Genomic DNA, 11923 nt, shown 5'->3' on the forward strand with positions numbered 1-11923 from the left:
GGGTTCCCGTGTGAAAGTAGGTCATCGTCAGGCTCTTACAGCCCAGTCTGCCCCCGCTTGTTTATTCAAGCGGGGGCTTTCTGCTTTCTGGGAAGCAAATTTTCTTCGGAAATCAACGTCCGATACCGCTCGAATTAAAGGTTGGATACGCGCCCATCGTGATCCCGCCGCGCCGCGCCAGATGCCACCAAGTCTGCGAGCACCTCCTCCAGCAGCGCAGAAAGGCCCCGATCGCCAAAAAAGCGGCTCTGTATCATCCCAAAGTACGGCGTGTCCCTGCACCACTGCTGCCAGTTTTCCGCAGACAGCGCCTGCACTTCCAACAGCTTGAACTTCATCAATACCTTGAGTGCATGCCAGGCATGCTTGTGCGGCTGGCTCGCAAGCCCGTTCAGCCTGCGGCGTGCTGTCGCCAGCGCGTTGGCAACATCGGAAAAGATGCGTCCATGACCGGGGATCACGGTGCGTGGCGCCAGCGACTCGATCACGTCCAGCGTCGCCGCAACATCGTCGAATGATGGTTCGCCGACCAGTTCAGGAAACACCACGCCGAATCCGTTTTCCCACAAAGCATCGGCTGAAATCAGCGTGCCAGATGCCGGCTCGAACAGAATGATCGAATGAGGGTCGTGTCCGGGCGCACCATGCACCTGCCAGGCACGGTCGCCGAGCCATTGGTCGGAACCGGGTTGCAGGACGTGGTCGAATCGAAAACGCGGGCATTGCTGCCCTGTCACACGGAAGCTCAGCCTGTCTTCATCCCACTGTGCGACATGATCCGCTTCTCCTGCAGGGATGTAAGTTTGCAGCGCGGGGTAGTGTCGTTGGAGCGCGGCGTTGCCACCGCAGTGGTCACTGTGCAGGTGCGTGTTCACCACCCTGTCCAGGGGACGCCCTTCCAAGGCCTGCGTGACGAGCGCGATCGTTTGCGAAGCGTGGGACACATAGCCGGTATCGACCAGCACGCAGTGTTCACTGCCCTTGAACAGAACGCCGTTCGCCGACAACCAGCCGCGCTCGAACATGACGAGCTCGCCTGGCAAGGTCGCAGCCACGTCTGGCGGCGGCACCCCGGTATTCACACGGTGGCGCCAGGACGCAGCTTGCGCCGCAGGATCTTCCCGACGTTGGTCTTGGGCAAGGCGTCGCGGAACTCGATGTGCGAAGGGCGCTTGTAGCCGGTGAGCTTGTCGCTGCAATAACGCATGACGGCCTCTTCGGTCAGGGAGACGTCGCGGCGCACCACGAACACCTTGATGGCTTCGCCCTTGCGTTCATCGGGCACACCGACGGCAGCGCATTCCACCACGCCGGGACACAGCGAGATCACGTTCTCCAACTCATTGGGGAACACGTTGAAGCCGCTGACGAGAATCATGTCTTTCTTGCGGTCGACGATGCGGCTGTAGCCGTCTTCCTGCATCACGGCGATATCGCCGGTGCGCATGAAACCATCGGCCGTGAAGGCTGCTGCCGTCTCTTCCGGCTGCCGGTAGTAGTCGGTCATCACGTTGGGGCCCTTGATGCACAACTCACCGGCCTCTCCATCGGGCAGCGTGCGGCCATCGTCGTCCTTGATCGCGATTTCGATGCCGGGCAACGGCAAGCCGATGGTGCCCGTGAACGCCGTGTTGAGCACCGGGTTGTTGGTGCCGATCGCACAGGTCTCACTCATTCCCCAGCCCTCGATCATGGGTGAGCCGGTGGCCTCGAACCAGCGCCTGGCCGTGCCTTCCGAGGCCGCCATGCCGCCAGCCTGGGACACGCAAAGGTGAGAAAAATCGATCGTCTTGAAATCCGGATGCACGAGCAGCGCGTTGAACAGCGTATTCACCGCCGGCAGTATGTGGAAGGGACGCTTCCTGAGCACCTTGATGAACTTGCCGATGTCCCGTGGATTGGGGATCAGCGTCATGTGCGAACCCTGCCGGATGGCCAGCAGGCACAGCGTGAGCGCGAAGATGTGATACAGCGGGAGCGCGGCAATACCGTTGACATTGCTGCTGTCGCCCGCCTTGGTCAGCGCCGGGGTGAACCAAGCGTCGGCCTGCAGGGTGGCCGCGACGATGTTGCGGTGCGTGAGGGTCGCGCCCTTGGAGAGCCCCGTGGTGCCCCCCGTGTACTGCAGGAAAGCGATCGAATCGAGCGTGGCGCGTTCGGTGTCCAGCGTGCGGCCGGCGCCGGCGGCCAGCGCATCGGGCAGCGTCGTGACGGTGCGCCCTTCGGAGCGCGGCAGCTTGAAGGCCGGCACCATCTTGGCGAGGTGGCGAACTGCCAGCGTGATCCAGGTGCCGTAGACACCGCCGAGCAGATCGCCCATCGCGGTCACCACGACATGCTGGATGTCGGTGCTGTCGATCACCGTCTCGAGCGTCGAGGCGAAGTTCTCCAGGATCACGATGGCGGTCGCGCCGGAATCCTTGAGCTGGTGCTCCAGTTCGCGGGCCGTGTAGAGCGGATTGACGTTCACGCACGCATAGCCTGCGCGCAGCACGGCACACATCGTGACGGCGAACTGAGGCACGTTGGGCAGCATGATGGCCACACGTGCGTCGGTGTCCAGTCCGAGCGACTGCAGCCAGGCGCCCAGGGCCCGGGACTGCCGGTCGAGTTCGCCATAGGACATCCACCGCTCCATGCACACCGAGAACGGCCGGTCGGCATGACGGGCAAAGGACTCGTCGAACAGATGGCCGAGCGAGCGGTACTGCGATGTGTCGACGTCGTGCGGGACGCCGGCCGGATAGCTCTTCAACACGGAGGCTTGCATGCGGTTTCCTTTACGCGCATTGTGCGAAGCCCCTCGTGCGGCACACCAGCGGGCTTGTCCTAGGAAAGGTGCTCCAGTGTCGCCTGCGCGATAGGCATGCGCGAACGAGGGCGAGGACGATGCGCGCGATGCGTGCCCACAACGCTTTCTGAGGATAAGCACCCAAAAGTACTCACTTTCCCATCAGGTGAAAACGAACACTTGTGGCGCTAGGGATAACCCTTATATTCGACACATCATGCATCCCGCCAAGGCTTTTCTCCGTGCTGCCCTGGGCATCGGTTCCGTTTTCAAGGCGCCGATGGTCGATGCGCAGCCGCGTGCTGCAACGCCGTCTCCGCTGCTGGTGCCGATCCGATCCATCGGTCCTCGTGAGCGCTCGCGCATCGCTCGCCACCTGCTCGACCTGAGCGCGCACGACCGTTACCTGCGCTTTGGCTATGCCGCCTCGGACGAACAGGTGCAGCGCTACGTCGACAGCCTCGATTTCGCACGCGACGAAATGTTCGGCATCTACAACCGCCGGCTCGACCTGATCGCCATGGCGCACGTCGCGTTCGCGCCGCCCGACCAGTACAGCGACTGCGCCGAATTCGGCGTGTCGGTGTCCGAGCGTGCGCGCGGCCGTGGGTACGGCGCGCGGCTGTTCGAGCGCGCCGTCGTGGTGGCGCGCAACGAAGGTGTCGGCATGCTCTTCATCCACGCACTCAGCGAGAACGCAGCCATGCTGAAGATCGCGCGCCGTGCGGGCGCCACCGTCGTGCGCAGTGGGTCTGAATCCGAGGCCCACCTGCAGTTGCCGATGGCCACGCTCGACAGCCGAATGAGCGAGATCGCGCTGGAGCATTACGCCCAGGTCGACTTCCAACTCAAGGCGCGCGCCAAGCAGTTCTGGTCGCTGCTCGCGAGCCTGCAGGAAGTGCGCAGCGGCATGCGTGCTGCGCGTCGCAAGTCGGCTTCCTGACCCTGCGCGGGAAGTCGGTCCGCGCAATCCGTTATCCTTGTCGTTCTTCAACTTCGCCCTCCCGCAGTGGCCGACCCTCACCCTGACCGCCTGCCCGTTGAACGGGAAGACAAACGCAGCTTCTTGCAAAAACTCGCCGAGTTCATCCATCCCGGACCGGATTCGCGCGACGAGCTGATCGAAACCCTCGCCGACGCCGAAGACAACGACGTCATCGGCCCCGAATCGCGCGTCATGCTCGAAGGGGTCTTGCGGATGGCCGACATGAGCGCCGGCGACGTGATGGTGGCCGCGCCACGCGTCGACGCGATCAACATCGACTGGCCCTACGACACGCTCCTGCATGCGGTGATCGACACGGCGCATTCGCGTTTTCCGGTGTACGAGGGCGAGAAGGAAAACATCATCGGCATCCTCCTGGCCAAGGATCTGCTGAAGCTGCAGCGTGCACCTGAACTCAACATTCGGGCGTTGCTGCGGCCGGCCACCTTCGTGCCCGAGAGCAAGGGCTTGAACGACCTGCTGCGCGACTTTCGCGGCAACCGAAACCATCTGGCGGTCGTGATCGACGAATTCGGCCGAGTGGCCGGACTGATCACCATCGAGGACGTGCTCGAGCAGATCGTTGGCGAAATCGAAGACGAATTCGACATCGGCGAAGACGAGGGCGACATCTTCGGGCTGGCCGACCACACCTACCGTGTGTCGGGCGACACGCCGATCGAGCGCGTGGCCGAAGCCTTTGGCATCACCTTCGACGCCGACGCGCTGAGCGAGGATTTCGACACCATTGGCGGCCTGATCGCGCACGAGATGGGCCATGTGCCGAAAAAGGGCGAGCACCACGCATTGGGCGGCTTCGACTTCGTCGTGCTGCACACCAAGGGTGGCGCCGTGCGCTGGTTCCGCGTATCGCCCGCACGCGGCAGCGACGCCGCCGATTGACACCTGCCATGGGAGCCGCCGGCGGCGCTGGGCCGCGCTCAGGGGTAACGCTTCGCCTGCTCGGCTTCGGCCTGGCGGGTCTGGCACAGGCATTGTCCATGGCCGCTCCCTGGAACGGACAGGCACTCTGGTGGCTCCAGATGCTGTCGCTTGCGGCGCTGGTCTGGCAGCTCGATGCCTTGCGCGGCAGCGCCGTGCGCCCCGTGCCATGGCGCGGGGCCTTCCTCTATGGCTGGTTGTTTTCGACCGCCTGGCTGAGCGGCACCTTCTGGTGGCTGTTCATCTCGATGCACACCTATGGCGGGCTGCCCGCTGCGCTGGCGGCGATGGCCGTGCTTGCCCTGGCGGCGGCGCTCGCGCTCTACTACGCGCTGGCCTGCGGACTGTTCGTGGTGCTGGCTGCGCGCGGTGTCGCTACCGCGGCCGTGGTCTTCGCCGCGCTCTGGACGCTGGGCGAACTCCTGCGTGGGAGCTGGTTCACAGGCTTCCCGTGGGGCGCCGGCGGTTATGCCCACGTCGACGGCCCGCTGAACGCCTACATCCCCTGGCTGGGTGTCTACGGCGTGGGCATGGTGAGCGCTTTCGTCGGCGCGCTGGTGGTCCTGGCCGGACGCCGCCTGCCCGGCGCACGGCGGCGCGCCGTGCCGCTCGGTATGGCGCTGCTCCTGATGGTCGTGCCTGCGGCATGGCTCGCCCTCAGCCAGCCGGCGGTCGGCACGGTGCAGGATGCGAGCGCCTCGCGTGGAAAGATCACGGTCGAACTGCTCCAGGGCAACATTCCCCAGGACGAGAAATTCGTGCCCGGCGGGGGGGTGGCCACTGCACTGCGCTGGTATGGCGAGCAACTGCTCAATGCCCACGCGTCGCTGGTGATCACGCCTGAAACGGCACTGCCGCTGCTGCCTTCCCAGCTGCCACCCGGCTACCTCGGCGCCATCAGCGCGCGCTTTGCGACGGGCACGCAGGCCGCGATCATCGGCATGCCCGTGGGCGGCGCGGGCGTGGGCGATACGGGTGCGGCCGACACGTCGCCCGGCTACCGCAATTCGGTGATCGGCCTGCGTCCCGGCAGCGAGCCTTATCGCTACGACAAGCACCACCTCGTGCCTTTCGGCGAATTCATCCCGCGCATGTTCCGCTGGTTCACCGAGATGATGAACATCCCCCTGGGCGACTTCCGCAGCGGTGGCCTCGCGCAGGCACCTTTGCTCTGGCAAGGCCAGCGCATCGCACCGAACATCTGCTACGAGGATCTGTTCGGCGACGAAATCGGTGCGAACTTCCGCGATGCGGCCACGGCGCCGACCATCCTGCTCAACGTCAGCAACATCGCGTGGTTCGGCGACTCGGTGGCCATCGACCAGCATCTGCTGATCTCGCGCATGCGGTCGCTGGAATTCGCGCGACCGATGGTGCGAGCGACCAACACCGGCGCCACCGTCGTCATCGACCACCAGGGGCGGGTGACGCATGCGCTGCCGCGGCTCACGCGGGATGTGCTGGTCGCCGAGGTCGAAGGGCGCAGTGGCCTCACGCCCTTCGCCTGGTGGGTCTCGCGGTTCGGACTGTGGCCGCTGTGGGTCCTGTGCCTGGCGGTGGTCGCCGTGGCAGCCACCGCCGTCGTTCGGCAGCGGCGACGCTGATCTGCCTGGGCAGCGCGATCAGCGGCCCTGTGGCAGGTAAGCGGTCGCCTCGACTTCGATCAGCAGGGCGTCGCCCGGCAGGAAGCGCGACACCTCCACCACGGTGCTGACCGGCGGCTCGCCCGGATAGAACAGCCCGCGCACCCGGTTGTAGGGCGCGTAGTGGCGCAGGTCGCGAAAGTACTGCACCAATTTCACCACGTCGGCCATGCTGCCACCGTGCTCGGCGGCGAGCTGGCGGATACGTTCCAGCACGAACCAGCTCTGCGCGACGATGGGCGCTTCGTACACGTCGACCGACATCTGGCCTGTGACATAGCCCAGCGGCCGCAGCGCGGCGCGGGCCGCCTCGGGAATGTCGTCGTAGGAGGCGACGGCCAGGCGCCGTGCCGGGTCGACCGCCACCACGCCGCTCATGAAGACGAAATCGCCGACGCGCCGCGCTGCTGCATAGTTCGCCATCGGCGCGCCCATGCCAGGTGCTGCGGTTGAGCTCATGCCGGGCGCACCGGCCAGTCGCGCAGTTTGCCCGGGTTGAGCAGCCCCAGCGGATCGAAGCGGTGCTTCACCGCGAGGATCTCCGGTGGCAGTGCGCCGCCGGCCTTGCCGTCTTCCACGATGAAGGTGTGCGGGTTGTTGATGCGCACGCCGCGTTCGCGGTGGATGGCGATGATCTCGTTGAGCCGCTCCTCGGTCGTGAAGCGCACCAGCTGCAGCGCGCTGCAGGTCAGGAGGCCGTCCATGTTGCGCAGGAACTCGGCGTGCATCATCACTTCGCCGGCCAGCAGCGCTTCCATCTCGGTGATCTGCTGGATGTACTGGCCGGGCGTGAAGCTGCTCTGCAGGTAGGTCAGCGACTTGTCGATGCGCAGCGCATGCAGCGTCGTGTGGTTCCAGGTGAACTCCATCAGCGTGCGGTTGCTCTTGGCCACCTCGGCGGCATCGCGCCGGTAGGTCACGGTGCCGCCGTGCGCGGCGACCAGGTCCTTCAACGCATCCTCCGCCGGCGCGTCGACCAGCGAGAGCACCGCATGGCAACCCTTCGGCAGGTACTCGGCGAGCTGGCCCAGGTGGTCGGGCACCGGGCTGCCGAAGAAGGCGACCTCGCGCTTGTCGATGCCTGGCGCGCGCGCCAGCGCATCGGCGAAGGCCAGGGCGGTGTCGAAGCGCTCGAAGGTGACCAGCGTCTCCAGCCACGGCCGCGCCGGTGCCAGCGCCACTTCGACCTCCAGCACCAGGCCGTTGGTGCCCCACAGGTGGTGCATGCGCAGCGCCTCGGCACCGCGCAGCTCGACGATCTGCGGTTCGGGTTCGATCGTCATCGCGCGGATGCCCAGCACGTTGCCCGGCGCGCCGAGCGGCCCGTAGTTGATCGAGCCGACACCACCGAAGCCACCGCCGAACAGCCCGCCCAGCGTGGCGCTGCGGAAGGTCGACGGGATGCAGCGGAACTCGTGGCCAGTGGGCCGCGTCGCCTTCTCGATGTCACCCAGCCGGATGCCGGCCTGCGCGCGGGCCGTGCCGCCGCGCACCCAGCACATCGCGTTGTAGCCGGTCATGTCGAGCACCACGCCGCCGGCGAGCGGCGTGGTCTGGCCGTAGTTGCCGGTGCCGCTGCCGCGGATGGTGATCGGCAGCTTGCGGCGCGCGCAGGCGCCGACCAGGCGGCGGATCTCGTCCTCGGTGCGCGGACGCACCACCGTGTCGGCGCGCTTGTCTTCCAGCTGGCGCTTGAGCACCGGGCTGAACCAGGCGAAGTCCTGCGACAGGCGGGCGACGCGGCCCGGGTCGTTGATCCAGTCGAGGTCGGGGAGTTCGAGCTGCAGTTGCTCGATGGCGGAGACGGGAGCGTTCATGGCAAGGGTCGTGTCAGTCGTTGGATAACTCGCTGGCGTGCCAGGAGCCGAGGGCGAGCTTCGACAGCCACGCCATCAGCACGAACAGGCCCACGCCGGTCAGCGAGATGAGCAGCAGGGCCGCGAACATGCGCGGGATGTTGAGCTGGAAGCCGGCCTGCAGGATCTGGTAGGCCAGGCCCGCGCCCGAGCCGCCGGTGCCGGCGACGAATTCCGCCACCACCGCGCCGATCAGCGCAAGGCCGCTGGAGATGCGCAGCCCGCCGAAGAAGTACGGCAGCGCGCTCGGGATGCGGAGGCGCACCAGTTGTTGCCAGCGTGTCGCGCGGTTGAGCTTGAAGTAGCTCTGCAGGTCGGGGTCGATGCTACGCAGGCCGAGCGTGGTGTTGGCGATGATCGGGAACAGCGCCACGAGCGCCGCGCACACCGTCATCGCGGCGACCGGGTTCTTGACCCAGATGATGATCAGCGGCGCGACCGCCACGATGGGCGTCACCTGCAGCAGCACCGCGTACGGGAACAGGGCCGTCTCGATGCGCTTGCTCTGCACGAACAGGAAGGAGATCAGCACGCCCGCGACCGTCGCCAGCACGAAGGACAGCAGCGTGATCTTCAGCGTGACCAGCAGCGCGTTGCCCAGCGGCACCCAGTCCTTGATGAGCGTTTCCATCATGAGGTAGGGCGAGGGCACGAGGTAAGGCGGCAGTTCCATGCCGATGACCAAGCCCTGCCAGATCGCGACCAGCACGACGCCGACCAGCAGCGGATAGAACACGCGCTGCACGCGTGGCTGCTTGAGGAAGGGCACGCGCACGGCAGGGCGCGTGCGGGGCGCGCCGGATGTGACAGCGCTCATCGGCTCGCCTCCTCGTGGGCACCGCTCGCTCGCAGCAGGCTGTCCTGCAGCTGCTTGGCATAGCGGCTGAACTGCGGTGACACCATGAAGTCGGGCGTGCGCGGGTAGGGCTCGTCGATGGCGAACTGCTCCACCACGCGGCCGGGCCGCGCGGCCATCATGATCACGCGGCTCGACAGAAAGACGGCCTCGTGGATCGAGTGCGTCACGAAGATCACCGTGAGCCTCTTCTTGCGCCACAGGTCGAGCAGGTCGGCGTCGAGCCGGTGGCGCGTGATCTCGTCGAGCGCGCCGAAGGGCTCGTCCATCAGCAGCAGGTCGGGCTGCGTGACCAGGCCGCGTGCGATCGACACGCGCATCTGCATGCCGCCCGACAGCGCGCGCGGCAGGGCGCCGGCGAACTTGTCCAGCCCGACGAGTTCCAGCGCCTCGGCTACGCGCGCGTCGGCAACCTTCCGCGGCACGCCGGCCAGGTCGAGCGGCAGGCGCACGTTGGTCTGCACGCTGGCCCAGGGCATGAGCGTGGGCGACTGGAACACGAAGGCCATCTTGCGGCCGCTCTCGTCGATCTGCTGCACCGGCTTGCGCCACACCAGCAGGCGTCCGTCGGTGGGCTCCAGCATGCCGGCCACCATCTTGAGCAGTGTGCTCTTGCCGCAGCCCGAGGGGCCGAGCAAGGTGATGAACTCGCCCTCGGCGATCTTCAGGTCCACCGGCAGCAGGGCCTGCGTGCCGTTCGGGTAGGTCTTCTCGGCGGACAGGATTTCCACCGCCGGCGTGGCGTGTGCCAGGTCCGACGGCGGTGCGAGGGTGTCGGGTTCGACGCGGTTCATTCAAGAGCCTTTCGAGGGGGCCGTGCCATGTGCGGCTGGCCCCTGGGTTTCAGGGCGTGGGCAGGGAGCGCTCAGGGCGCGCTCAGGGCAGGACCTTGGCGTCCTTGATGAACTCCGTGGTGTAGGTCTTGGCCAGGTCGACCTTGGCCGGGTCCAGCAGCTTCGCCGTGACCAGGAAGTCGTAGCTCGCCTTGGCCCGTGCGTCGGTGATCACGCCGATGCCCAGCTTGGCCGCGTCGCCGCCGGTGATCATCCCCATCTCCTTGAGCTTGGCGACGCTGTAGGCCAGCTGGTCGTCGGTCATGTTGGGGTTGTCCTTCTTGATCAGCGCATTGGCTGGCGCCGGGTTCGCCAGGTAGCTCTTCCAGCCTTCGGCCGAGGCCTTGACGAAGGCGGCGACCTGCTTGCTGCGGTCCTTCACGGTCTTGTCCATGCACGACACCGTGGTCGCATAGGCGGGGAAGCCGTGGTCGCTGAACATCAGCACGTTGGCCTTCACGCCGGCCTTCTGGATGGCGTACGGCTCCGACGTCAGGTAGCCCTGCTGCGCCGAATTCTTGTCGGCGACGAAGGGCTGGATGTTGAAGGTGTAGGGGCGGGTCTGCTCGTCGGTGAAGCCGAACTTGGCCTTGAGCCACGGCCAGTAGCCGCGCTGCGCCTGCGCGCCGATCAGCAGCGTCTTGCCCTTGAGTTGCTCGAACTTCGTGACGTCCTCGTGCGCGATCAGCACCTGCGGGTCCTTCTGGAAGTACGCCGCCACGGTGACAACCGGCACGCCGCCTTCGCGCACCTGCATCATCTGGATGTCGCTCGAACCCATGATGCAGTCGGCCTGGCCGGCCGCCATCATCTGCGTGATGTTGACCTGCGGGCCGCCCATCTTGATGGTCACGTCCAGGCCGTATTTCTTGTAGATGCCTTCGGCCAGCGCCTGGTAGAAGCCGCCGTGCTCGGCTTGCGCGTACCAGTTGGTCATGTAGGTGAACTGGTCTTGCGCCTGGGCAGGCGCTGCCGCGGCGAAGGCCAGCGCGGCGGCGCTGGCGAGGGAGGCGAGACGGAAGACGGAAGGTTGGCGCATGGGGTGGACCTCTCGAAGTGCGGGGGTGAAGAAATGCGTGGGGAAGACGAAGGAGCAATGCAAGGAGCGCGCCTCAGGCGGGCTGGCTCTGGGTCGGCAGCCCCTCGGCGGTCTGGATGAAGCCGGTCTCGTGGCCGCGGCCCCAGGTGGGCTCGTCGCGCACGATCCAGCGCAGGGCGTACAGCTCGGTCAGCGCCTGCACCCAGCTGTCGGACAGCGTGTCGAGGATCTCCAGGCCCTGCGCGCGGGTGGCGCTGGTCGGGTCGCCGATCACGCCGCTCGGGCCGAAGTCGCGCGCCGTCCAGGCGCAGGCCGGGCGGCCGTCGGGTGACAGCAGCTTGATGGGGAAGGGCGGTGGGAAGTTGGCAGCGGCGCGCTCCATGTGCACCGTCTCGGGCGCCAGCGCCAGCATCAGCGCCGTCTCCGAATGGCCGGCGTGCATGGCGAGCTTCTTCTCCTGCTCGCTGACCTGCTGGCTCGCGGCGCTGGGCAGGCGCGACACGCCGTGCGGCACGACCACGAAGTCGCCGTGGCGCAGGCGCAGTTCGCGCGCCGCCATCTCCAGCACCTGTGGCTGGCCGCCGTGGCCGTTGGCGAAGAGCAGCTTGCGAAAGCCCGAGCGGTAGACGGATTCGCCGATCTCGATGACGGTCGAGAGCAGCGTGGTGCCGGTCAGTGTCATGGTGCCGGGGAAGTGCAGATGCTCCTCCGACTTGCCGTAGGTGATGGTCGGCAGCGCGAAGGCGCGCACTTCGGCGGGCAGCTTCTCGAGCGCCTTGCCCATCACGCCGGAACTGATCACGCTGTCGACCGAGCAGGGCAGGTGCGGGCCGTGCTGTTCGATGGCGCCGCAGGGCAGCACGATGACGGTGTTCTCGCGGTCGGGCAGCGCGTCGATCTCGGTCCAGCTCAGGTAGGGCAGGAAGCGGTGCGGGGGGATGTAGCCGTGGAGCATGGGTGTCCTTGTCGTGTCTGATC

General features: G+C 66.5%; 11 protein-coding genes. 3 read left to right on the plus strand and 8 right to left on the minus strand.

Annotated elements, in window-relative coordinates:
- Positions 1-134: 134 nt before the first annotated feature.
- Together J2W36_RS02170 and J2W36_RS02175 are read right to left on the minus strand one after the other, a co-directional pair.
- Positions 135-1025, minus strand: a complete 891-nt coding sequence (locus tag J2W36_RS02170; protein WP_307688033.1) for an MBL fold metallo-hydrolase — start codon at positions 1023-1025, stop codon at positions 135-137.
- Between the two features lie 53 nt (positions 1026-1078).
- Positions 1079-2770 (minus strand): AMP-binding protein, encoded by a 1692-nt coding sequence (locus J2W36_RS02175; RefSeq protein WP_307688034.1) that lies wholly within the window; start codon positions 2768-2770, stop codon positions 1079-1081.
- 238 nt (positions 2771-3008) lie between these two features.
- On the opposite strand from J2W36_RS02175, the gene J2W36_RS02180 reads away from it, so the two are divergent.
- The 3 genes from J2W36_RS02180 (at position 3009) to lnt (ending at position 6322) form a co-directional block, all read left to right on the plus strand.
- Positions 3009-3734 carry a GNAT family N-acetyltransferase gene (locus J2W36_RS02180; protein WP_307688035.1) on the plus strand — a complete coding sequence of 242 codons (726 nt, stop codon included), beginning with the start codon at positions 3009-3011 and terminating at the stop codon, positions 3732-3734.
- A gap of 66 nt (positions 3735-3800) precedes the next feature.
- The gene (locus J2W36_RS02185; protein ID WP_307688036.1) at positions 3801-4679 is read left to right on the plus strand and encodes a CorC family transporter; all 879 of its coding nucleotides are present in this window, start codon (positions 3801-3803) and stop codon (positions 4677-4679) included.
- An 8-nt stretch (positions 4680-4687) separates the two neighbouring features.
- Positions 4688-6322 (plus strand): apolipoprotein N-acyltransferase, encoded by a 1635-nt coding sequence (gene lnt, locus J2W36_RS02190; protein WP_370869240.1) that lies wholly within the window; start codon positions 4688-4690, stop codon positions 6320-6322.
- An 18-nt stretch (positions 6323-6340) separates the two neighbouring features.
- Here the strand turns inward: lnt and J2W36_RS02195 are convergent, their stop codons facing one another.
- The 6 genes from J2W36_RS02195 to J2W36_RS02220 form a co-directional block, all read right to left on the minus strand.
- Complete coding sequence (locus J2W36_RS02195; RefSeq protein WP_307688038.1) at positions 6341-6820, minus strand: RidA family protein; 480 nt, start codon at positions 6818-6820, stop codon at positions 6341-6343.
- Positions 6817-8178: an FAD-binding oxidoreductase gene (locus J2W36_RS02200; RefSeq protein WP_307688039.1), complete on the minus strand. Its 1362-nt coding sequence runs from the start codon at positions 8176-8178 to the stop codon at positions 6817-6819. Before J2W36_RS02200 ends, J2W36_RS02195 begins: the two co-directional genes overlap by 4 nt.
- 13 nt (positions 8179-8191) lie before the next feature.
- Positions 8192-9034 carry an ABC transporter permease gene (locus tag J2W36_RS02205; RefSeq protein ID WP_307688040.1) on the minus strand — a complete coding sequence of 281 codons (843 nt, stop codon included), beginning with the start codon at positions 9032-9034 and terminating at the stop codon, positions 8192-8194.
- Positions 9031-9867: an ABC transporter ATP-binding protein gene (locus tag J2W36_RS02210; protein ID WP_307688041.1), complete on the minus strand. Its 837-nt coding sequence runs from the start codon at positions 9865-9867 to the stop codon at positions 9031-9033. Before J2W36_RS02210 ends, J2W36_RS02205 begins: the two co-directional genes overlap by 4 nt.
- An 82-nt stretch (positions 9868-9949) precedes the next feature.
- Positions 9950-10945, minus strand: coding sequence for an ABC transporter substrate-binding protein (locus tag J2W36_RS02215; RefSeq protein WP_307688042.1), 996 nt, complete (start codon positions 10943-10945; stop codon positions 9950-9952).
- A 73-nt stretch (positions 10946-11018) separates the two neighbouring features.
- Complete coding sequence (locus J2W36_RS02220) at positions 11019-11900, minus strand: creatininase family protein (RefSeq protein WP_307688043.1); 882 nt, start codon at positions 11898-11900, stop codon at positions 11019-11021.
- Positions 11901-11923 lie beyond the last annotated feature (23 nt).

It is taken from the genome of Variovorax ginsengisoli, assembly GCF_030811835.1.
GTDB classification, from domain to species: Bacteria; Pseudomonadota; Gammaproteobacteria; order Burkholderiales; family Burkholderiaceae_C; genus Variovorax; species Variovorax ginsengisoli_C.